Annotated in this window: 20 protein-coding genes; 19 read left to right on the top strand and 1 reads right to left on the bottom strand. The window is 71.0% G+C overall.

Going from position 1 to position 21,992, the window contains the following annotated elements; all coding sequences use genetic code 11:
- Window positions 1-5 precede the first annotated feature (5 nt).
- The 13 genes from ABR737_RS10155 (at window position 6) to nusB (ending at window position 13,007) form a co-directional block, all read left to right on the top strand.
- Entirely contained in the window at window positions 6-350 is a 345-nt protein-coding gene (locus ABR737_RS10155; protein ID WP_350249856.1) for a DUF6167 family protein, read from the top strand.
- Window positions 350-3,019, top strand: coding sequence for an alanine--tRNA ligase (gene alaS / locus ABR737_RS10150; RefSeq protein WP_350249855.1), 2,670 nt, complete (start codon window positions 350-352; stop codon window positions 3,017-3,019). Before ABR737_RS10155 ends, alaS begins: the two co-directional genes overlap by 1 nt.
- 14 nt (window positions 3,020-3,033) lie before the next feature.
- Window positions 3,034-3,498 (top strand): Holliday junction resolvase RuvX, encoded by a 465-nt coding sequence (gene ruvX / locus ABR737_RS10145; RefSeq protein ID WP_350256737.1) that lies wholly within the window; start codon window positions 3,034-3,036, stop codon window positions 3,496-3,498.
- Between the two features lie 127 nt (window positions 3,499-3,625).
- Window positions 3,626-5,344 (top strand): endolytic transglycosylase MltG, encoded by a 1,719-nt coding sequence (mltG, locus tag ABR737_RS10140; RefSeq protein ID WP_350249854.1) that lies wholly within the window; start codon window positions 3,626-3,628, stop codon window positions 5,342-5,344.
- Complete coding sequence (locus ABR737_RS10135; protein ID WP_350249853.1) at window positions 5,341-6,168, top strand: shikimate dehydrogenase; 828 nt, start codon at window positions 5,341-5,343, stop codon at window positions 6,166-6,168. Before mltG ends, ABR737_RS10135 begins: the two co-directional genes overlap by 4 nt.
- A gap of 138 nt (window positions 6,169-6,306) precedes the next feature.
- Window positions 6,307-7,491, top strand: coding sequence for a chorismate synthase (aroC, locus tag ABR737_RS10130; protein ID WP_350249852.1), 1,185 nt, complete (start codon window positions 6,307-6,309; stop codon window positions 7,489-7,491).
- Window positions 7,488-8,045, top strand: a complete 558-nt coding sequence (locus ABR737_RS10125; RefSeq protein ID WP_350249851.1) for a shikimate kinase — start codon at window positions 7,488-7,490, stop codon at window positions 8,043-8,045. The genes aroC and ABR737_RS10125 overlap by 4 nt, the downstream gene beginning before the upstream one ends.
- Entirely contained in the window at window positions 8,042-9,181 is a 1,140-nt protein-coding gene (gene aroB, locus ABR737_RS10120) for a 3-dehydroquinate synthase (protein WP_350249850.1), read from the top strand. Before ABR737_RS10125 ends, aroB begins: the two co-directional genes overlap by 4 nt.
- On the top strand, window positions 9,178-9,618 hold the full coding sequence (gene aroQ / locus ABR737_RS10115) for a type II 3-dehydroquinate dehydratase (protein ID WP_350249849.1): 441 nt from the start codon (window positions 9,178-9,180) through the stop codon (window positions 9,616-9,618). The genes aroB and aroQ overlap by 4 nt, the downstream gene beginning before the upstream one ends.
- Window positions 9,619-9,897: 279 nt before the next feature.
- On the top strand, window positions 9,898-10,755 hold the full coding sequence (locus ABR737_RS10110) for a Pro-rich N-terminal domain-containing protein (RefSeq protein WP_350249848.1): 858 nt from the start codon (window positions 9,898-9,900) through the stop codon (window positions 10,753-10,755).
- Window positions 10,756-10,830: 75 nt separating this feature from the next.
- The gene (locus ABR737_RS10105; protein ID WP_350249847.1) at window positions 10,831-11,937 is read left to right on the top strand and encodes an aminopeptidase P family protein; all 1,107 of its coding nucleotides are present in this window, start codon (window positions 10,831-10,833) and stop codon (window positions 11,935-11,937) included.
- Between the two features lie 66 nt (window positions 11,938-12,003).
- Entirely contained in the window at window positions 12,004-12,570 is a 567-nt protein-coding gene (gene efp, locus ABR737_RS10100) for an elongation factor P (protein WP_030076436.1), read from the top strand.
- Window positions 12,571-12,572: 2 nt separating this feature from the next.
- Window positions 12,573-13,007, top strand: a complete 435-nt coding sequence (gene nusB / locus ABR737_RS10095; protein ID WP_350249846.1) for a transcription antitermination factor NusB — start codon at window positions 12,573-12,575, stop codon at window positions 13,005-13,007.
- A gap of 196 nt (window positions 13,008-13,203) precedes the next feature.
- Here the strand turns inward: nusB and bldD are convergent, their stop codons facing one another.
- Window positions 13,204-13,704: a transcriptional regulator BldD gene (gene bldD / locus ABR737_RS10090; RefSeq protein WP_030987313.1), complete on the bottom strand. Its 501-nt coding sequence runs from the start codon at window positions 13,702-13,704 to the stop codon at window positions 13,204-13,206.
- 221 nt (window positions 13,705-13,925) lie between these two features.
- Here bldD and pyrR point away from each other — a divergent pair, with 221 nt between their 5' ends.
- From pyrR to carB, 6 genes are all read left to right on the top strand, one after another.
- Complete coding sequence (gene pyrR / locus ABR737_RS10085; protein ID WP_350249845.1) at window positions 13,926-14,516, top strand: bifunctional pyr operon transcriptional regulator/uracil phosphoribosyltransferase PyrR; 591 nt, start codon at window positions 13,926-13,928, stop codon at window positions 14,514-14,516.
- Window positions 14,517-14,609: 93 nt separating this feature from the next.
- Complete coding sequence (locus tag ABR737_RS10080; RefSeq protein WP_350249844.1) at window positions 14,610-15,605, top strand: aspartate carbamoyltransferase catalytic subunit; 996 nt, start codon at window positions 14,610-14,612, stop codon at window positions 15,603-15,605.
- 2 nt (window positions 15,606-15,607) lie between these two features.
- Window positions 15,608-16,894, top strand: a complete 1,287-nt coding sequence (locus tag ABR737_RS10075) for a dihydroorotase (protein ID WP_350249843.1) — start codon at window positions 15,608-15,610, stop codon at window positions 16,892-16,894.
- Window positions 16,891-17,487, top strand: coding sequence for a PH-like domain-containing protein (locus ABR737_RS10070; protein WP_350249842.1), 597 nt, complete (start codon window positions 16,891-16,893; stop codon window positions 17,485-17,487). The genes ABR737_RS10075 and ABR737_RS10070 overlap by 4 nt, the downstream gene beginning before the upstream one ends.
- Window positions 17,484-18,653: a glutamine-hydrolyzing carbamoyl-phosphate synthase small subunit gene (gene carA / locus ABR737_RS10065; protein WP_350249841.1), complete on the top strand. Its 1,170-nt coding sequence runs from the start codon at window positions 17,484-17,486 to the stop codon at window positions 18,651-18,653. The genes ABR737_RS10070 and carA overlap by 4 nt, the downstream gene beginning before the upstream one ends.
- Complete coding sequence (gene carB, locus ABR737_RS10060) at window positions 18,646-21,957, top strand: carbamoyl-phosphate synthase large subunit (RefSeq protein WP_350249840.1); 3,312 nt, start codon at window positions 18,646-18,648, stop codon at window positions 21,955-21,957. The genes carA and carB overlap by 8 nt, the downstream gene beginning before the upstream one ends.
- Window positions 21,958-21,992: the final 35 nt, after the last annotated feature.

The following is a 21,992-nucleotide window of genomic DNA, read 5'->3' as shown; positions in this document are numbered from 1 at the left end:
CAGCGATGTTCCGCCGCGCATTCTGGTTCACCACCGGCGCCGCCGCCGGGGTCTGGGCCACCAACAAGGTCCACAGCAAGCTGCGCAAGCTGCAGCCCGACAGCCTCGCCGCACAGGCCGCGGACAAGGCCGTCGAGACCGGACACCGGCTGCGCCAATTTGCATTGGACGTACGGACCGGAATGGCGGACCGTGAAGAGCAGCTGCACGAGGCCCTGGGCCTCGGGGAGACGGGCGAGGTGCGCGAGCTGCCCGCGCCGCGCCGCGCGGTGCTCGAACCGCAGTACCGCACCACGAGAACAACCGGACACACCGGTCTGACCGGACCGACTGGAAAAGAGGACCACTGATGGAGTCGGCTGAAATCCGCCGCCGCTGGCTGCGCTTCTTCGAGGAGCGCGGGCACAACGTCGTGCCGTCGGCGTCGCTCATCGCGGACGACCCGACGCTGCTGCTCGTCAACGCGGGCATGGTCCCCTTCAAGCCGTACTTCCTCGGTGAGGTCAAGCCGCCCGCCCCGCGCGCCACCAGCGTCCAGAAGTGCGTGCGTACGCCGGACATCGAAGAGGTCGGCAAGACCACCCGGCACGGCACGTTCTTCCAGATGTGCGGCAACTTCTCCTTCGGCGACTACTTCAAGGAAGGCGCCATCACGTACGCCTGGGAGCTGCTGACCGGCTCCCAGGCCGACGGTGGCTACGGCCTCGACCCGGAGAAGCTCTGGATCACCGTCTACCTCGACGACGACGAGGCCGAGCGCATCTGGCACGAGGTCGTCGGGGTGCCCAAAGAGCGCATCCAGCGGCTGGGCAAGACGGAGAACTACTGGTCCATGGGCGTCCCGGGCCCCTGCGGCCCGTGCTCCGAGATCAACTACGACCGCGGCCCGGAGTTCGGCGTCGAGGGCGGCCCGGCCGTCAACGACGAGCGGTACGTGGAGATCTGGAACCTGGTCTTCATGCAGTACGAGCGGGGTGCGGGCACGGGCAAGGAGGACTTCGAGATCCTCGGCGAGCTGCCCAGCAAGAACATCGACACCGGCCTCGGCCTCGAGCGCCTGGCGATGATCCTGCAGGACGTCCCGAACATGTACGAGACGGACACCCTGCGCGTCGTCATCGACAAGGCCACCGAGCTCTCCGGCGTGCACTACGGTGCCTCGGACGCCACCGATGTCTCGCTGCGCGTCGTCGCCGACCACATCCGTACGTCCACGATGCTCATCGGTGACGGCGTCACCCCCGGCAACGAGGGCCGCGGCTACGTCCTGCGCCGCATCATGCGCCGCGCCATCCGCAACATGCGCCTGCTCGGCGCGAGCGGGCTGGTCGTCGGCGAGCTGCTGGACGTGGTCATCAAGACCATGGGCCAGCAGTACCCGGAGCTGCTGGAGGACCGCCGCCGCATCGAGACGGTCGCCCTCGCCGAGGAGGCCGCCTTCGTCAAGACGCTGAAGGCCGGCACCAACATCCTCGACACCGCCGTCACCGACACCAAGGCCGCCGGCTCCGCGGTCCTGCCCGGCGACAAGGCCTTCCTGCTCCACGACACCTGGGGCTTCCCGATCGACCTCACCCTCGAAATGGCCGCCGAACAGGGCCTGTCGGTGGACGAGGACGGCTTCCGCCGCCTGATGAAGGAGCAGCGGGACCGCGCCAAGGCCGACGCCCAGGCCAAGAAGAGCGGCCACGCCGACCTGTCGGCCTACCGCGAGGTCGCCGACAAGTCCGGCGCCACGGAATTCACCGGCTACAGCGCCACCGAGGGCGAGTCCACCGTCGTCGGCCTGCTGGTCAACGGCGTCCCGGCGCCCGCCGCCCACGAGGGTGACGACGTCGAGGTCGTCCTGGACCGCACCCCCTTCTACGCCGAGGGCGGCGGCCAGCTCGCCGACACCGGCCGGATCAAGCTGGACTCCGGCGCCGTCGTCGAGGTCCGCGACGTCCAGCAGCCGGTGCCCGGTGTCACCGTCCACAAGGGCGTCGTCCAGGTCGGCGAGGTGGTGCTCGGCTCCGCCGGGTACGCCGCCATCGACATCACCCGCCGGCGTGCCATCGCCCGCGCCCACAGCGCCACCCACCTCACCCACCAGGCGCTGCGCGACGCCCTCGGCCCGACGGCCGCCCAGGCCGGTTCGGAGAACTCCCCGGGCCGCTTCCGCTTCGACTTCGGCTCGCCGGCCGCCGTGCCGGGCTCGGTCCTCACCGATGTCGAGCAGAAGATCAATGATGTGCTCGCCCGTGAGCTCGATGTCCATGCCGAGGTCATGAGCATGGACGACGCCAAGAAGCAGGGCGCCATCGCCGAATTCGGCGAGAAGTACGGCGACCGCGTCCGAGTGGTCACCATCGGTGACTTCTCCAAGGAGCTGTGCGGCGGCACCCACGTCCACAACACCGCTCAGCTGGGTCTGGTGAAGCTGCTCGGCGAGTCCTCCATCGGCTCCGGCGTACGCCGCGTCGAGGCGCTGGTCGGCGTGGACGCCTACAAGTTCCTCGCCCGTGAGCACACCGTCGTCTCCCAGCTCACCGAGCTGGTCAAGGGACGCCCGGAGGAGCTGCCCGAGAAGATCTCCGGTGTCCTGGCCAAGCTGAAGGACGCCGAGAAGGAGATCGAGAAGTTCCGCGCGGAGAAGGTGCTGCAGGCCGCCGCCGGGCTGGCCGAGGGCGCCAAGGACGTCCGCGGGGTGGCACTGGCCGCCGGGCAGGTCCCGGACGGCACCTCCGCCGACGACCTGCGCAAGCTGGTGCTCGATGTCCGCGGGCGCATCCAGGGCGGCCGGGCGGCCGTTGTGGCGCTCTTCACAGTCGCCAACGGCCGCCCGGTGACGGTCATCGCCACCAACGAGGCCGCCCGTGAGCGCGGCATCAAGGCCGGTGACCTGGTGCGTACGGCCGCCAAGACGCTCGGTGGCGGTGGCGGCGGCAAGCCGGACGTCGCCCAGGGCGGCGGGCAGAACGCCGCCGCGGTGCCCGAGGCCATCGAGGCCGTCGAGCGCCTTGTCGCCGAGGCGGCCTGACGCGCGTGAGTGAGATGCGACGCGGACGGCGCATCGCCGTGGATGTCGGGGACGCCCGTATCGGGGTCGCCTCGTGCGACCCCGACGGGGTCCTCGCCACCCCCGTGGAGACCGTGCCGGGACGTGACGTTCCGTCAGCGCACCGGCGGCTCAAGGCGATCGTCGAGGAGTACGAACCCCTCGAAGTCGTGGTCGGTCTGCCCCGCTCCCTCAGTGGGGGAGAGGGGCCGGCCGCGGCCAAGGTCCGGGGCTTCGTCCAGGAGCTGGCCCGGAACATCGCACCCGTAGGGGTCCGGCTGGTCGATGAGCGGATGTCGACGGTCACCGCGACCCAGGGTCTGCGGGCCTCTGGTGTGCGCAGCAAGAAGGGCCGCTCGGTGGTCGACCAGGCCGCCGCGGTGGTGATCCTGCAGAGCGCACTGGAGGCCGAACGTGTCTCCGGGGAACCCCCGGGCGAGAGCGTCGAAGTGGTCATCTGATCGCGGTACGGTAACGTTCCGCGCGATGTGCGGCGTTCGAACAGCCGCGCGTGCAAGTAGAGGCGGGTCGGATTCAGCAAGCGCGCTGCCGGTCCGGAGCACACCGCCTCTCGGCTCTAGGGGATCGATGACCGAGTATGGCCGGGGCTACGGCTCCGAACCGTGGCATCCAGAGGACCCGCTCTACGGCGAGCAGGGTGCCTCCAGAGGCCAGGCGCAGCAGCCCCCGTGGGACGGACAGCAGGCCGCCCGGTATCCCCAGCAACACGCCGACCCGTATGCCGAGCACCCGTATGCCGAGCAGCAGTACAACGGCGGCTGGGACGGTACGCAGGGCGGGCAGCTGCCGTACGACCCGTACGACCCCTACGGGCAGCAGCCGCCGGTCGACCCGTACAGCGGGACGAGTCCCGACTACTACGCGACCCCTGACGCCTATCCGCCGCCCCAGCCGCAGCATCTGCAGCAGCAGGCGCAACAGCAGCAGGCGCAACAGCAGCAGATGCAGCAGCAGCAGATGCAGCAGCAGCAGTATCAGCAGGCGCCGCATCCGCAGCAGCAGAGCCCGCAGCATCCGCAGCAGCCGGAGCCCCAGCCGCACTACGGCGAGGGCGACGGCCCCGGTGACGACTGGCGGGCCGAGCCGGAGCCCCGCGAGCCGGAGCCGGAGCATGCGTTCTTCGCGGGCGGCGACGACGACCACGACGACGACCCGCGCGAGACCCGCCGGGCCGACCGCGAGCGCCGCGGCAAGAAGAACAAACGGCGCAGCGGCACCGCCTGCCTGGTCGTCGCGCTGGTCTTCGCCGGAGCCGTCGGCGCGGTCGGCTACTTCGGCTATGACTTCTTCATGGCCCACTTCGGATCGGCCCCCGACTACGAGGGGGAGGGGTCCGGCGAGATCCAGGTCGACATTCCGGACGGTTCGCCGCTTTCGGAAATGGGCCAGATCCTCCAGCGCGAGGGTGTCATCAAGAGCCCCGGTGCCTTTACCGAGGCGGCCGACGAGAACCAGAAGGCGAAGAGCCTGCAGCCGGGGACGTACACCCTGCGCAAGCAGATGTCGGGCGCCGCGGCCATCGAGATGATGCTCGATCCCAAGAGCCGTAACGGCCTCACGATCCGTGAAGGGCTCCGGGCCGGCGACGTCTACAAACTCATCGACCAAAAGCTGCGCATCAAGGCAGGCACGACCAAGGACGTGGCGAAGAGCGACGTCAAGAGCCTCGGGCTGCCGTCGTGGGCCAACAACTCGCCGAAGATAAAGGACCCGCTGGAGGGATTCCTCTACCCGTCGACCTACAGCGTCGGCGGAAAGACGAAACCGGCCGAGGTCCTCAAGCAGATGGTGGCGCGGGCGAACCAGGTCTACACGAAGTACGACCTGGAAGGAAAGGCCCGCTCGCTCAAGCTCGACTCGCCGATGCAGCTGCTGACCGTCGCGAGCCTCACGCAGGCCGAAGGCAAGTACAAGCATGACTTCGTCAAGGTCGCGCGCGTCGTCTACAACCGTCTCAAGCCGAACAACACCGAGACGTACGGCCTGCTGGACTTCGACTCGACGGTGAATTACGCGAAATCCCAGAGCACGCTGGACACCGGCTCCGTCGACAACCTGCGCAATTTCAACGATCCCTACAACACCTACAAGTTCAAGGGACTGCCGCCGGGCCCGATCGGCAACCCGGGTGAAGTGGCGCTCAAGTCGGCCATCGCCCCGGCCAAGGGCAATTGGTACTACTTCGTCTCGATCAACCCGGAAAAGACGCTGTTCGCCGAGACGAACGAAGAGCACGAGCGAAACCGGCGCATCTACGAAAAGGAACAAGAGAAAAACAAGCAATGAGCGCCACCCGTCGAGCCGCGGTGCTCGGATCCCCGATTGCCCATTCCCTCTCGCCGGTGCTGCACCGCGCCGCCTACCGGGAACTCGGGCTGAGCGACTGGACCTACGACCGCCACGAGGTCGACGAAGCGGCGCTGCCCGCCTTCATGGAGCGCCTGGACGCCACCTGGGCGGGCCTGTCGCTGACCATGCCGCTCAAGCGGGCGGTGATCCCGCTGCTCGACGAGATCAGCCCCACGGCGTCCTCGGTCGAGGCGGTGAACACCGTCGTCCTCGCCGCCGACGGGCGCCGCCTCGGCGACAACACCGACATCCCCGGCATGCTCGCCGCGCTGCGCGAACGCGGAGTGCGGCAGGTCGGGCGGGCGTCGGTGCTGGGCGCCGGCGCCACCGCCTCCTCGGCGCTGGCCGCGCTCTCCCGCATCTGCACCGGTGAGGTCACCGCATACGTCCGCAGCCGGGCACGCGCCGACGAGATGCGCGGCTGGGGCGAGCGGCTGGGCGTCATGGTCCGCACCGCCGCCTGGGAGGACGCCGCGGCGGCCTTCGAGGCGCCGCTGACCATCGCGACCACCCCGGCGGGCACCACCGACGCGCTCGCCGCCGCCGTCCCCGACCGGCCCGGCACGCTCTTCGACGTCCTCTACGAGCCCTGGCCGACGACGCTGGCCACCGCCTGGGCCGCCCGCGGCGGCGGGGTGGTGGGCGGCCTCGACCTGCTGGTCCACCAGGCCGTACTGCAGGTGGAGCAGATGACGGGGCGGTCCCCGGCACCCCTGGTCGCGATGCGCAAGGCCGGAGAGGCGGCGCTCGCCGCCCGCTGACCGTCCGGCCCCGCCCGGTCCGTCCGGCCTGTCCGCCCGCGCCCGGTCCGCCCCCTGGACTGGGCGCCGCCCCTCGCGCGCGACGTGGGAGGATCGGGGGAAGACCGTACGCGGATGAGCAGTACATGAGGAGCACCGTTGAGCAGGTTGCGCTGGCTGACGGCGGGGGAGTCGCACGGCCCCGCACTCGTGGCGACGCTGGAAGGCCTTCCGGCCGGAGTCCCGATCACCACGGAACTGGTGGCGGACGCCCTGGCCCGGCGCCGGCTCGGCTATGGCCGCGGTGCCCGGATGAAGTTCGAGCAGGACGAGATCACGTTCCTGGGCGGGGTGCGGCACGGCCTGTCGCTGGGCTCGCCGGTGGCCGTGATGGTCGGCAACACCGAGTGGCCCAAGTGGGAGCAGGTGATGGCGGCCGACCCGGTGGACCCGGAGGAGCTGGCCGCACTCGCCCGTAACGCGCCGCTGACCCGTCCCCGCCCCGGCCACGCCGACCTCGCCGGTATGCAGAAGTACGGCTTCGACGAGGCCCGCCCGATCCTGGAGCGCGCCTCCGCCCGCGAGACCGCCGCCCGGGTCGCCCTGGGCGCGGTGGCCCGCTCCTTCCTCAAGGAGACGGCCGGTATCGAGATCGTCTCGCACGTCGTCGAGCTGGGCGCGGCCAAGGCCCCGTACGGGGTCTACCCGAAGCCCTCCGATGTCGAGCGGCTGGACGCCGACCCGGTGCGCTGCCTGGACGCGGACGCGAGCAAGGCGATGGTCGCCGAGATCGACCAGGCCCACAAGGACGGCGACACCCTCGGCGGCGTGGTCGAGGTGCTGTCGTACGGCGTGCCGGTGGGCCTGGGCTCACACGTCCATTGGGACCGGCGCCTGGACGCCCGGCTGGCCGCCGCCCTCATGGGCATCCAGGCGATCAAGGGCGTCGAGGTCGGCGATGGCTTCGACCTGGCGCGGGTGCCCGGCTCGAAGGCCCATGACGAGATCGTCTCGACCGACGACGGCATCAAGCGCAGCTCGGGCCGCTCCGGCGGCACCGAGGGCGGGCTGACCACCGGCGAGCTGCTGCGGGTGCGTGCCGCGATGAAGCCGATCGCGACGGTGCCGAAGGCGCTGGCGACCATCGATGTGAGCACCGGTGAGGCGGCCAAGGCGCACCACCAGCGCTCGGACGTCTGCGCCGTGCCGGCCGCGGGCATCGTCGCCGAGGCGATGGTGGCCCTGGTCCTGGCGGACGCGGTGGTGGAGAAGTTCGGCGGCGACAGCGTGCCGGAGACCCGCCGCAATGTGCAGACCTACCTCGATCACCTGGCGATCCGATGACGTCGCCGGTCGTCGTGCTGATCGGCCCGCCCGGGGCCGGCAAGTCGACGGTGGGCGCGTTGCTGGCCGAGCGGCTGGGCGTCGGCTACCGGGACACCGACGCCGACATCGTGGCCACGGCCGGCCGGCCGGTCGCCGAGATCTTCATCGACGAGGGCGAGCCGTACTTCCGCGGGCTGGAGCGGACGGCGGTGCGCGAGGCGCTGGAGAGCCACCCCGGGGTGCTCTCGCTCGGCGGCGGCGCGATCCTGGACGACGGCACCCGCACGCTGCTGACCGGGCTGCCGGTGGTCTTCCTGGACGTACAACTCGCCGACGCCGTCAAGCGGGTGGGCCTGGACGCGCCCCGCCCGCTGCTGGCCGTCAACCCGCGCAAGCAGTGGCGCGAGCTGATGGAGCACCGCCGCCCGCTGTACACCGCGGCCGCGCGCGCCGTGATCGAAACGGGGGAGCGCACCCCCGAGCAGGTCGCCGAGGCGATCCTGGACGCTTTGGAGCTACGGCCGGCCGCGGGACACCGCCCGCGGGCCGCCCACAGGGAGGAACAGGCATGACGGAGCAGGCCACCCGTATCCAGGTCGGCGGCACGGCGGGCACCGACCCGTACGAGGTGCTTGTCGGGCGGCAGCTGCTCGGCGAACTCGCGGGCCTGATCGGTGGTGGGAGTCACAGTGGCGCGGAGCGCCTCGACTCGGGGCGGCGGCGGGCGACGGGCGGGCGGGTGGCGGTGCTGCACCCCGAGGCGCTGGCCGCCACCGGCGAGGCGCTGCGCGAGGACCTGGCCTCCCAGGGCTACGAGGCCGTCGCCATCCAGCTGCCGAACGCCGAGGAGTCCAAGACCGCCGAGGTCGCGGCGTACTGCTGGAAGGCGCTCGGCCAGTCCGGCTTCACCCGCAGCGATGTGATCGTCGGCGTCGGCGGCGGCGCCACCACCGACCTGGCCGGCTTCGTCGCCGCGACCTGGCTGCGCGGGGTGCGCTGGATCGCGGTGCCGACGACCGTGCTGGGCATGGTGGACGCGGCGGTCGGCGGCAAGACCGGCATCAACACCGCCGAGGGCAAGAACCTCGTCGGCGCCTTCCACCCGCCGGCCGGGGTGCTCTGTGACCTGGCCGCGCTGGACTCGCTGCCGGTCAACGACTACGTCTCCGGTCTGGCCGAGGTCATCAAGGCCGGCTTCATCGCCGACCCGGCGATCCTCGAACTGATCGAGTCGGACCCGGAGGCCGCCAAGCGCCCGGACGGTGCGCACACCGCCGAGCTGATCGAGCGGGCCATCCGGGTCAAGGCCGAGGTCGTCTCCGCGGACCTCAAGGAGTCCGGCCTGCGCGAAATCCTCAACTACGGCCACACCCTCGCGCACGCCATCGAGAAGAACGAGCGCTACAACTGGCGGCACGGCGCGGCCGTCTCCGTCGGCATGGTCTTCGCCGCCGAGCTCGGCCGGATCGCCGGCCGCCTGGACGACGCCACCGCCGACCGGCACCGCTCCGTGCTGGAGTCCGTCGGGCTGCCGCTGACCTACCGCGGCGACCAGTGGCCCAAGCTGCTGGAGACGATGAAGGTCGACAAGAAGTCCCGCGGCGACCGGCTGCGCTTCATCGTCCTGGACGGCCTCGCCAAGCCGACCGTCCTGGAGGGCCCGGACCCGGCGATGCTGCTCGCCGCCCACGCGGAGATCGCGGCATGACCCGTCGGGTGCTCGTCCTCAACGGGCCCAACCTCGGGCGGCTGGGCTCCCGTGAGCCCGAGGTCTACGGCGCCACCTCCTACGCCGGACTGGTCGCGGAGTGTGCCCGGCTCGGCAAGGAGCTGGGCTTCGAGGCCGAGGTCCGGGAGACCAACGACGAGGGCGAGATGATCCGCTGGCTGCACGAGGCCGCCGACGGATCCCTCCCGGTCGTCATCAACCCCGGTGCCTTCACGCACTATTCGTACGGCATGCGGGACGCGGCCGCCCAGCGCACCGCCCCGCTGATCGAGGTGCACATCTCGAACCCGTACGCGCGCGAGGAGTTCCGCCACAACTCGGTCCTCGCGGCCGTCGCCAGCGGCACGGTCGCCGGCTTCGGCATCGGCTCCTACCGTCTCGCGCTCCGTGCGCTGGCCGAGGAACTGAACGGCTGACGCCCCTCGGGCACCTTGTCCCGCCCCCGGCCGTTCCCGCACCGAGCGCCCGGGGCAGCGGGCGCCCCTTCCGCATCCGGGAGGGTACCGTTCGCAGCAGCACCCGCCCACGCCGACGGCCGTGGGGCACAACGGCCCCTTGGGGCCGCCGGGTTGCCGTCGGGCGCACCGGGCAGCCGAGCCCCGGGCGCGCCTGGGGCACCCGACCCGGCGCGAGCCGGAGGAGCACCGCACCACATCGACCGCACGAGTCGACCGCACGAGACGGAGAGCCACCGGATGCACTACGCAGTGGGGGCTCCGCTGCCACCGCCCCACGGGCAGGCATCACCCGGCGCCGCCATGAACTGGACGCCCCACCCGGGACAGCACACCCCGCCCGCCTCGCCGCCGGCCCCGGCCGCTCCGCCGCCGCCCGCGCAGCAGCCGGCCTCCGGCCAGGGCGGGCACGGGCCCGTGCCCCAGCAGGCCCCGCCCGTGCCGCACAGCACGGACATCACCGGCCATGTCCAGCTGCCCCCCGGCGCCCCGGTGCCGCTGCCCAGCCCGCCCACCGACACCACGGCGCCGGACGCCGCGCATGCGGCCGTCGCGGTGCTGCTCATCGGCCCGGCCGGGGCCGGGAAGACCAGCGTGGCGCGCCACTGGGCCGACACCCGCCGGGTGCCGACCGCGCACATCAGCCTCGACGACGTCCGCGAATGGGTCCGGTCCGGCTTCGCCGACCCGCAGGCCGGCTGGAACGACCACTCCGAGGCGCAGTACCGCCTCGCCCGCCGCACCTGCGGCTTCGCGGCCCGCAACTTCCTTGCCAACGGCATCTCCTGCATCCTCGACGACGCCGTCTTCCCCGACCGGCCGGTCATCGGTCTGGGCGGCTGGAAGCGTCACGTGGGCCCCGGCCTGCTGCCGATCGTGCTGCTGCCCGGCCTGGAGATCGTCCTGGAGCGCAACGCCCGGCGCAGCGGCAACCGCCGGCTGTCCGACGAAGAGGTGGCGAGGATCCACGGGCGGATGGCCGGCTGGTACGGCTCCGGCCTGCCGATCATCGACAACTCCCAGCACGACGTCGCCACGACGGTGCGGGTGCTGGACGACGTCGTCGCCCGCAGCATCGCCAGCCCGCCGAGCTGGTAACGGCCGCGGCAGCCCGGTCCCCCGGGCGGCCCCGCTCGACCGGCCGCCCCGGAGGAGCCGCCGTACGCTCGTGATATGTCCGAGTTGTACGCGGCCCGGCGCACGCGGCTGCGCGACCGCGTAGCCGGGGCCGGAAGTGCCGCCGCACTGATCTCGCGCCCCGCGAACGTCCGCTACCTCACCGGCTGCGCGCCGCCCGGCGCCGCGCTGCTGCTCGCCCCGGCCGACGAGGTGCTGCTGTGCGGCATGCCGCTGAGCGGTGATCCCGCCGAGGGCCGGCCGGCCGATGACGTACGGGTGTCGGTGCTGCCGACCCGTGGCGGCGACCCGGTCGTGGCCGGCGCCGACCTCGCCGCGACGGCCGGCGCGGACACCCTGGCCGTCGAGGAGCACCACCTCACCGTCACCCGGCACCGTGCGCTCTCGCAGGTCGCGCCCCGGCTGCGGCTGACCGACCTGGCCTGCGCGGTCGAGGCGCAGCGGCTGGTGAAGGACGACGACGAGATCGCCTGTCTGCGGATCGCCGCGGAGATCACCGACCAGGCCCTGGGGGAACTCCTGGAATCGATCCTGGTCGGCCGCACCGAGCGGCATCTGGCACTGGAACTGGAACGCCGGCTGGTGGACCACGGCGCGGACGGCCCGGCCTTCCCCACGTCCGTCGCGACCGGCCCGAACGCCGGCCGCCCCGGGCATCTGCCCACCGACCGGCGGGTCGAGGAGGGTGACTTCCTCAGCCTCTGCCTGGGCGCCAGTTACCGCGGATACCGCTGTGAGATCGGCCGGACCTTCGTCATCGGCACCACGCCCTCGGACTGGCAGATCGAGCTGTACGATCTCGTTTTCGCAGCCCAGCGGGCCGGGCGCGAGGCGCTTGCGCCGGATGTGGAGTGCCGCGAGGTGGACCGGGTGACCCGCCATGTGCTGGACGCCGCGGGGTACGGGGAGCGGCTGGGAGCATGGACCGGGCACGGTGTGGGGCTCGAAATCGACGAGGACCCTCAATTGTCCCCTGCCGCCATGGGTAAACTGGACGCTTGCGTGCCGGTCACCGTCGAGCCGGGGGTTCACATCCCGGGCCGCGGGGGTGTCCGGATCGACGACACACTCGTCGTCCGCCCCGAGGCGGACGGCGGGCCCGAGCTACTCACGATCACGACCAAGGAGCTGCTCGCGCTGTGAGCCCCACGGCTTGCGGCGTACGGCTCCGAGGTACCCACAACCTGCAGTCCAGGAGATTCCGCAACCGTGGCTTCCACGAACGACCTCAAGAACGGCCTGGTGCTCAAGCTCGAAGGGGGCCAGCTCTGGTCCGTCGTCGAGTTCCAGCACGTCAAGCCCGGTAAGGGCCCGGCCTTCGTCCGCACCAAGCTGAAGAACGTGCTCTCCGGCAAGGTGGTGGACAAGACCTTCAACGCCGGCGTGAAGGTCGAGACGGCCACTGTCGACAAGCGCGGGATGCAGTTCTCGTACATGGACGGCGAGTACTTCGTCTTCATGGACATGGACACCTACGACCAGCTGATGGTCGACCGCAAGGCCGTCGGTGACGCCGCGAACTTCCTCCTCGAGGGCTTCGAGGCCGTCGTGGCGCAGCACGAGGGCGAGGTGCTCTACGTCGAGCTGCCGGCTGCCGTCGAGCTCGTCATCCAGCACACCGAGCCCGGCGTCCAGGGCGACCGCTCCACCGGCGGCTCCAAGCCCGCCACGCTGGAGACCGGCTACGAGATCCAGGTGCCGCTCTTCATCACCGAGGGCGAGAAGATCAAGGTCGACACCCGCACCGGCGACTACCTCGGCCGGGTGAACAGCTAACCGTGGCTGCCCGTACCAAGGCCCGTAAGCGCGCCTTCCAGATTCTCTTCGAGGCCGACCAGCGCGGTGCCGATGTGCAGTCCGTGCTCGCGGACTGGATGCGGCACGCCCGGACCGACCCACGGCAGCCGCCGGTGAACGAATACACCCTGCAGTTGGTCGAGGGGTACGCGGACCATGTCGCCCGGATCGACGAGCTGATTTCCACCTACGCGGTCGACTGGGACCTGGACCGGATGCCGGCGGCCGACCGCAGCATCGTGCGGCTCGGCGCCCATGAACTGCTGTGGGTGGACGAGACGCCGGACGCGGTGGCGATCGACGAAGCCGTGCAGCTCGCCAGGGAGTTCTCCACGGACGACTCCCCGGCTTTCGTCAACGGCCTCCTCGGCCGGTTCAAGGAGCTGAAGCCGAGCCTGCGGCGCGAGGCGCAGTAGGCGGTCGGCAGAGCGTGTGAACGGGCCCGGAGCGAAGGCCAGTGCTCCGGGCCCTTCGCATGCCCGCAGAACGCCGTACGGGGGCTCTCCTGGCGCATTGTGCGCCGCCGGTGTGCGCCGTCTGTGCGCCGGTACGCAGAAACCGCCGCCCCGGAGACCCGGAGCGGCGGCACGTTTCTGCAGGTGGTGCGGTGGATCAGATCTCGTCGTGCTGCACGGCACGGCGCGCTTCCGCGTCCAGCACGCCCCAGCTGATCAGCTGCTCGGTCAGCACCGAGGGCGACTGGTCGTAGATGACCGCGAGGGTGCGCAGGTCGTCCTGGCGGATCGAGAGGACCTTGCCGTTGTAGTCACCGCGCTGGCTCTGGATGGTGGCGGCGTAGCGCTGCAGCGGGCCGGCCTTCTCCTGCGGGACATGGGCCAGGCGCTCCAGGTCGAGCACCAGCTTCGGCGGCGGCTCGGCCGCTCCGCCCGGTGTCGTCCCCGGCAGCAGTTCCTGCACCGGAACGCCGTAGAAGTCCGCCAGCTCGGCAAGGCGCTGCACGGTCACGGCGCGGTCGCCGCGCTCGTACGAACCGACCACCACGGCCTTCCAGCGGCCCTGGGACTTCTCCTCGACGCCGTGGAGAGAAAGGCCCTGCTGGGTGCGGATGGCGCGGAGCTTGGCCCCGAGCTGTTTGGCGTATTCGCTGGACATAAAACTCCCCAGACGGCTGTATCGACATGCGGCTCCGCCGCGGGCTGGTAACTCACTGTGAGGTTACGCAGCGTAATCTGACTTCGTCAAGCGGAACGGGGCAGACCCTCACCCGTCAGGGGTGCGGACCGCTCCGGTGAGGGGTCCTGATAGCCTGGGCTGCGTAATTCCGACGTCCTTTAAGGTCCGTCCCGTGAGGCGGAGAAGGAGGTCCGTTTCATATGGACGCAAGCAGTGCCGACACGACGGATCGGCTCCCCGCACGCCCGGTGCTCGAAGGCCCGGACATCGCGCGGATGCTCACCCGTATCGCCCACGAGATCGTCGAGCGCGCCAAGGGCGCGGACGATGTGGTGCTCCTGGGGATCCCCACCCGTGGCGTTTTCCTCGCCCGGCGGCTCGCCGCCAAGCTCGAAGAGATCACCGGCCGCACGGTCCCGGTCGGCTCGCTCGACATCACGATGTACCGCGACGACCTGCGCCTGGGCCCGGCCCGCACGCTCGCCCGCACGGACATCCCCGCCGACGGCATCGAAGGACGCGTAGTCCTGCTCGTCGACGATGTGCTCTTCTCCGGCCGCACCATCCGCGCCGCGCTGGACGCGCTGGGCGACATCGGGCGGCCGCGCGCCGTACAGCTGGCGGTCCTCGTCGACCGCGGCCACCGCGAACTGCCGATCCGTGCCGACTACGTAGGCAAGAACCTCCCCACGTCGCTGCGGGAGACGGTCAAGGTCCAGCTCACCGAGGAGGACGGCCGGGACGCCGTGCTGCTCGGCGTGAAGCACCCCGCCCCGGCCGGCGAGCGATAGCGCACCGCGCACGGACCCGGTGACCCCGGGTCCGCAGGCATGCCCGCTCGACGGATATTCCCGTACACCTCCTTCACTCACGGAGAAAACCGGATGAAGCGTCACCTCATCTCGGCCGCCGATCTCACGCGCGACGACGCCGTCCTGATCCTCGACACCGCCGAGGAGATGGCCCGGGTCGCCGACCGGCCGATCAAGAAGCTCCCCACCCTGCGCGGACGCACCGTCGTCAACCTCTTCTTCGAGGACTCGACCCGCACCCGTATCTCCTTCGAGGCCGCGGCGAAGCGCCTCTCCGCCGATGTCATCAACTTCTCCGCAAAGGGGTCGTCGGTCTCCAAGGGCGAGTCGCTCAAGGACACCGCCCTCACCCTGGAGGCGATGGGCGCGGACGCCGTCGTCATCCGGCACCACGACTCCGGCGCCCCGCACCGCCTGGCGACCTCCGGCTGGATCGGCGGCTCCGTGGTCAACGCCGGTGACGGCACCCACGAACACCCCACCCAGGCACTGCTGGACGCCTTCACGATGCGCCGCCGGCTCGTCGGCGCCGACGCGGGACTGGGCCAGGACCTCGCCGGCCGCCGCATCACCGTCGTCGGCGACATCCTGCACAGCCGGGTCGCCCGCTCCAACGTCCACCTGCTGACCACGCTCGGCGCCGAGGTCACCCTGGTCGCGCCGCCGACGCTGGTACCGATCGGGGCGGAGCAGTGGCCCTGCGAGGTCTCCTACGACCTCGACGCCGTCCTCGCCAAGTCCGACGCGGTGATGATGCTGCGCGTCCAGCGCGAGCGGATGAACGCGGCGTTCTTCCCGACCGAGCGGGAGTACGCGCGGCGCTACGGCCTCGACGGCGACCGGATGGCCCGGATGCCCGAGCACGCGATCGTGATGCACCCCGGCCCGATGAACCGCGGCATGGAGATCACCGCCCAGGTCGCCGACTCGCCCCGCTGCACCGCCGTCGAACAGGTCGCCAACGGCGTCAGCATCCGGATGGCCGTCCTCTATCTGCTTCTGGGCGGCAACGAGCCCGCCCTGACCGCCGGCAACGGCACCAGCACTCGCACCGAGGAGAGCAAGTAACCATGAGCAAGACCCTGATTCGCGGCGCGAAGGTCCTCGGTGGCGAACCGCAGGACGTGCTGATCGACGGCGAGATCATCGCGGAGGTCGGGAGCGGGCTCGGCGCCGAGGGCGCGCAGGTCATCGAGGCCGGCGGCAAGGTCCTGCTGCCGGGCCTGGTCGACCTGCACACCCATCTGCGCGAGCCGGGCCGCGAGGACTCCGAGACCGTGCTGACCGGCACCAAGGCGGCCGCCGTCGGCGGCTTCACCGCCGTACACGCCATGGCCAACACCTTCCCCGTCGCGGACACCGCCGGCGTCGTCGAGCAGGTCTGGCGGCTGGGCAAGGAGTCCGGCTACTGCGACGTCCAGCCCGTCGGCGCGGTCACCGTCGGCCTGGAGGGCAAGAAGCTCGCCGAGCTCGGCGCGATGCACGACTCCGCGGCCGGCGTCCGGGTCTTCTCCGACGACGGCAAGTGCGTGGACGACGCCGTGATCATGCGGCGCGCCCTGGAGTACGTGAAGGCCTTCGACGGAGTCGTCGCCCAGCACGCCCAGGAGCCCCGGCTCACCGAGGGCGCCCAGATGAACGAGGGCATCGTCTCCGCCGAGCTGGGCCTCGGCGGCTGGCCCGCGGTCGCCGAGGAGTCGATCATCGCCCGCGATGTGCTGCTCGCCGCGCACGTCGGCTCCCGGGTGCACATCTGCCACCTGTCCACGGCCGGCTCGGTCGAGATCGTCCGCTGGGCGAAGTCCAAGGGCTGGAACGTCACCGCCGAGGTCACCCCGCACCACCTGCTGCTCACCGATGAGCTGGTCCGCAGCTACAACCCCGTCTACAAGGTGAACCCGCCGCTGCGCACCGAGGCCGACGTGCTGGCGCTGCGCGAAGCGCTCGCCGACGGCACGATCGACTGCGTCGCCACCGACCACGCCCCGCACCCGCACGAGGACAAGGACTGCGAGTGGGGCGCGGCGGCCATGGGCATGGTCGGCCTGGAGACCGCGCTCTCCGTCGTCCAGCACACGATGGTCGACAGCGGGCTGCTGGACTGGGCCGGCGTCGCCGACCGGATGTCCTTCCGCCCGGCGCACATCGGCCGCCTGGAGGGCCACGGCCGTCCCGTCTCGGCTGGTGAGCCCGCCAACCTCACGCTGCTCGATTCCGCTTACCGTGGAGAGGTGGACCCCGCGGGCTTCGCCTCCCGCAGCCGCAACACCCCCTACGAGGGCCGCGAGCTGCCGGGGCGTGTCACCCACACCTTCCTGCGGGGCCGGGCAACGGTCGTCGACGGGAAGCTGGCGTGACACCTCCACTGAGCACCTTGGCCGCGGCGCAGCACTCCGCTCCGGTCACCGACTGGGCCGCACGGCTCGGCTGGGTCGCCGGCCTGCTGGTCTTCGTCGTCTTCGTCTACTGGCTGATGCGCCAGGGCTGGAAGTGGCGCGGCACGCTCCAGGGCGACCTGCCCGAGCTGCCGTCCGCCCCCGACGACCCCGGCACCCCCCTGCTGACCCTGTCGGGCCGCTACCACGGCTCCACCACCGCCGGGCAGTGGCTCGACCGGATCGTGGCGCGTGGCCTGGGGACCCGCAGCCGCGCCGAGCTGACCCTCACCGAGCAGGGCCTGGACGTCGTACGGCCGGGCGCGGCGGACTTCTTCGTGCCGGCCACCGCACTGCGCGGCGCCCGCCTCGACAAGGGCATCGCCGGCAAGGTCCTGACCGAGGGCGGCCTGCTGATCGTCACCTGGGAGCACGGCGGCCGGCAGCTCGACTCCGGCTTCCGCTCCGACCGGGCGGACGCGCACCCGGCCTGGGTCGAGGCCGTCAACCGGCTGAGCACCACCGAGAACACCACCAGCACCACCGAGCACACCGAAACGGAAGGGGCACGATGACGACCTCCACCAGGGGCACCGCCCACGGCACAAGGGGGATCCCCGCCGTACTCGTCCTGGAGGACGGCCGCAGCTTCCGCGGCCGCGCCTACGGGGCGGTGGGGGAGGCCTTCGGCGAAGCGGTGTTCTCCACCGGCATGACCGGCTACCAGGAGACCCTGACCGACCCCTCGTACCACCGCCAGGTCGTCGTCATGACCGCCCCGCACATCGGCAACACCGGTGTCAACGACGAGGACCCCGAGTCGCAGCGGATCTGGGTGGCCGGCTACGTCGTCCGCGACCCCGCCCGTACCCCGTCCAACTGGCGCTCGGTGCGCTCCCTGGACGACGAGCTGGTCGCCCAGGGCGTCGTCGGTATCAGCGGCGTCGACACCCGCGCGCTGACCCGCCACCTGCGCGAGCGCGGTGCCATGCGGGTCGGCATCTTCTCCGGCGAGGCGCTGGCCGACGAGGGCATGATGCTGGCCAAGGTGCGCCAGGCCCCCGAGATGCAGGGCGCGGACCTGTCCACGCAGGTCGCCACCAAGGAGTCCTACGTCGTCCCGGCGATCGGTACGAAGAAGTTCACCGTCGCCGCGATCGACCTGGGCATCAAGGGCATGACCCCGCACCGGATGGCCGAGCGCGGCATCGAGGTGCACGTCCTGCCCGCCACCGCCACCGTCGAGGACGTCTACGCGGTGAACCCGGACGGGGTGTTCTTCTCCAACGGTCCGGGCGACCCGGCCACCGCCGACCACGCGGTCTCCGTCATGCGGGGAGTGCTGGAGCGCAAGACGCCGCTGTTCGGCATCTGCTTCGGCAACCAGATCCTGGGCCGCGCGCTGGGCTTCGGCACCTACAAGCTCAAGTACGGCCACCGCGGCATCAACCAGCCGGTGCAGGACCGTACGACCGGCAAGGTCGAGGTCACCGCGCACAACCACGGATTCGCCGTCGACGCCCCGCTCGACACCGTCTCCGACACCCCCTTCGGCCGCGCCGAGGTCTCCCACGTCTGCCTCAACGACAACGTGGTGGAGGGTCTGCACCTCCTCGACCAGCCGGCCTTCAGCGTCCAGTACCACCCCGAAGCCGCCGCGGGTCCGCACGACGCCGCGTACCTCTTCGACCGCTTCACGTCTTTGATGAACACCGTCCTGATGGAGGGCCAGCGTGCCTAAGCGCACCGATATCCAGTCCGTCCTGGTCATCGGCTCCGGCCCGATCGTCATCGGCCAGGCCGCCGAGTTCGACTACTCCGGTACCCAGGCGTGCCGGGTCCTCAAGTCCGAGGGCCTGCGCGTCATCCTGGTGAACTCCAACCCGGCGACGATCATGACCGACCCGGAGATCGCCGACGCCACCTACGTCGAGCCGATCACCCCGGACTTCGTCGAGAAGATCATCGCCAAGGAGCGCCCGGACGCCCTGCTGCCCACCCTGGGCGGTCAGACGGCCCTGAACACGGCCATCTCGCTGCACGAGTCCGGCACCCTCGACAAGTACGGCGTCGAGCTGATCGGCGCCAATGTCGAGGCGATCAACAAGGGCGAGGACCGCGACCTGTTCAAGGAGGTCGTCAAGGCCGTCCAGGCCAAGATCGGCCACGGCGAGTCCGCCCGCTCGGTCATCTGCCACTCCATGGACGACGTCCTCGCGGGCGTTGACGAACTCGGCGGCTACCCCGTCGTCGTCCGCCCCTCCTTCACCATGGGCGGCGCCGGCTCCGGCTTCGCGCACGACGAGGAGGAGCTGCGCCGGATCGCCGGCCAGGGCCTGACGCTCTCGCCGACCACCGAGGTGCTCCTGGAGGAGTCCATCCTCGGCTGGAAGGAGTACGAGCTGGAGCTGATGCGCGACAAGAACGACAACGTCGTGGTCGTCTGCTCCATCGAGAACTTCGACCCGATGGGCGTGCACACCGGTGACTCGATCACCGTCGCGCCGTCGATGACACTCACCGACCGCGAGTACCAGACCCTGCGGGACATCGGCATCGCCGTCATCCGCGAGGTCGGTGTCGACACCGGCGGCTGCAACATCCAGTTCGCGGTCAACCCCGAGGACGGCCGGGTCATCGTCATCGAGATGAACCCGCGCGTCTCGCGCTCCTCGGCGCTGGCCTCCAAGGCCACGGGCTTCCCGATCGCGAAGATCGCCGCCCGCCTCGCCGTCGGCTACACCCTCGACGAGATCCCCAACGACATCACCGAGAAGACCCCGGCCTCCTTCGAGCCGACCCTCGACTATGTCGTCGTCAAGGTGCCGCGGTTCGCCTTCGAGAAGTTCCCGGCCGCCGACGCCACGCTCACCACGACCATGAAGTCCGTCGGCGAGGCCATGGCCATCGGCCGCAACTTCCCCGAGGCGCTGAACAAGGCCCTGCGCTCCCTGGAGAAGAAGGGCAGCCAGTTCGACTTCGTCACCGAGCCGGGCGAGAAGGCCGCGCTGCTGGAGAAGGCCCAGGTCCCCACCGACGGCCGGATCAACACCGTCATGGCGGCGATCCGGGCCGGCGCCACGCCCCAGGAGGTCTTCGACGCCACGAAGATCGACCCCTGGTTCGTCGACCAGCTCTTCCTCGTCAAGGAGATCGCCGACGAGATCGCGGCCGCCGAGAAGCTCCACCCTGAGATCCTTGCGGACGCAAAGCGCTACGGCTTCTCCGACGCCCAGATCGCCGCGATCCGCGGGCTGCGCGAGGACGTCGTCCGCGAGGTCCGGCACGCCCTCGGCGTCCGCCCGGTCTACAAGACGGTCGACACCTGCGCCGCCGAATTCGCCGCGAAGACCCCGTACTTCTACTCGTCCTACGACGAGGAGACCGAGGTCGCCCCGCGCGAGAAGCCGGCCGTGATCATCCTCGGCTCCGGCCCCAACCGCATCGGCCAGGGCATCGAGTTCGACTACTCCTGCGTCCACGCCTCGTTCGCGCTCAGCGACGCCGGCTACGAGACCGTGATGGTCAACTGCAACCCGGAGACCGTCTCGACGGACTACGACACCTCCGACCGTCTGTACTTCGAGCCGCTGACGCTGGAAGACGTGCTGGAGATCGTGCACGCCGAGACCCAGGCGGGCCCCGTCGCCGGCGTCATCGTCCAGCTCGGCGGCCAGACCCCGCTGGGCCTGGCACAGGCGCTCAAGGACAACGGCGTGCCGATCGTCGGCACCTCGCCCGAGGCGATCGACCTCGCCGAGGAGCGCGGCGCCTTCGGCCGGGTGCTCACCGAGGCCGGACTGCCCGCGCCCAAGTACGGCACCGCCTTCTCGTTCGACGAGGCCCAGCGGATCGCCGCCGAGATCGGCTACCCGGTCATGGTCCGCCCGTCCTACGTGCTCGGCGGCCGCGGTATGGAGATCGTCTACGACGAGCCGTCGCTCGGCGAGTACCTCACCCGCCACGCCGGCCTGATCGACCGCCACCCGGTCCTCATCGACCGGTTCCTCGACGACGCCATCGAGATCGACGTCGACGCGCTCTACGACGGCCACGAGCTCTACCTCGGCGGCGTCATGGAGCACATCGAGGAGGCCGGCATCCACTCCGGCGACTCCGCCTGTGCGCTGCCCCCGATCACGCTCGGCGGCTACGACATCAAGCGGCTGCGCATCTCGACGGAGGCCATCGCCAAGGGCGTCGGCGTCCGCGGACTGATCAACATCCAGTTCGCGATGGCCGGCGACATCCTCTACGTCCTGGAGGCCAACCCCCGCGCCTCCCGTACGGTCCCCTTCACCTCGAAGGCCACCGCCGTACCGCTGGCCAAGGCCGCCGCCCGGATCTCGCTGGGCGCCACCATCGCCGAGCTGCGCGCCGAGGGCATGCTGCCCAAGACGGGCGACGGCGGCACCCTGCCGCTGGACGCGCCGATCTCGGTGAAGGAAGCCGTGATGCCCTGGTCGCGGTTCCGCGACATCCACGGCCGCGGCGTCGACACCGTCCTCGGCCCGGAGATGCGCTCCACCGGCGAGGTCATGGGCATCGACTCGGTCTTCGGCACCGCCTACGCCAAGTCGCAGTCCGGTGCCTACGGGGCCCTGCCCACCAAGGGCCGGGCGTTCGTCTCCGTCGCCAACCGCGACAAGCGCTCGATGATCTTCCCGGCCCGGGAGCTGGTCGCGCACGGCTTCGAACTGCTCGCCACCTCCGGTACCGCCGAGGTGCTGCGCCGCAACGGCATCAACGCCACGGTGGTGCGCAAGCAGTCCGAGGGCGAGGGCCCGGACGGTGAGAAGACCATCGTCCAGCTCATCCACGACGGCCAGGTCGACCTGATCGTCAACACCCCCTACGGGACCGGTGGCCGGCTCGACGGCTACGACATCCGTACCGCGGCGGTGGCCCGCGCCGTGCCCTGCCTGACCACGGTCCAGGCGCTGGCCGCCGCGGTCCAGGGCATCGAGGCGATGTCCCGCGGCGATGTGGGCGTGCGTTCCCTCCAGGAACACGCCGAACATCTCACCGCGGCCCGCGAGGAGTAGCGGCCGGGAGGGGGACACCGACGCGGTGTCCCCCT

The sequence above is a fragment of the Streptomyces sp. Edi2 genome (assembly GCF_040253635.1).
Taxonomy (GTDB): Bacteria; Actinomycetota; Actinomycetes; order Streptomycetales; family Streptomycetaceae; genus Streptomyces.
Note: the sequence above shows the minus strand (reverse complement) of the source record. Positions and strands in the feature narration are given on the sequence as shown.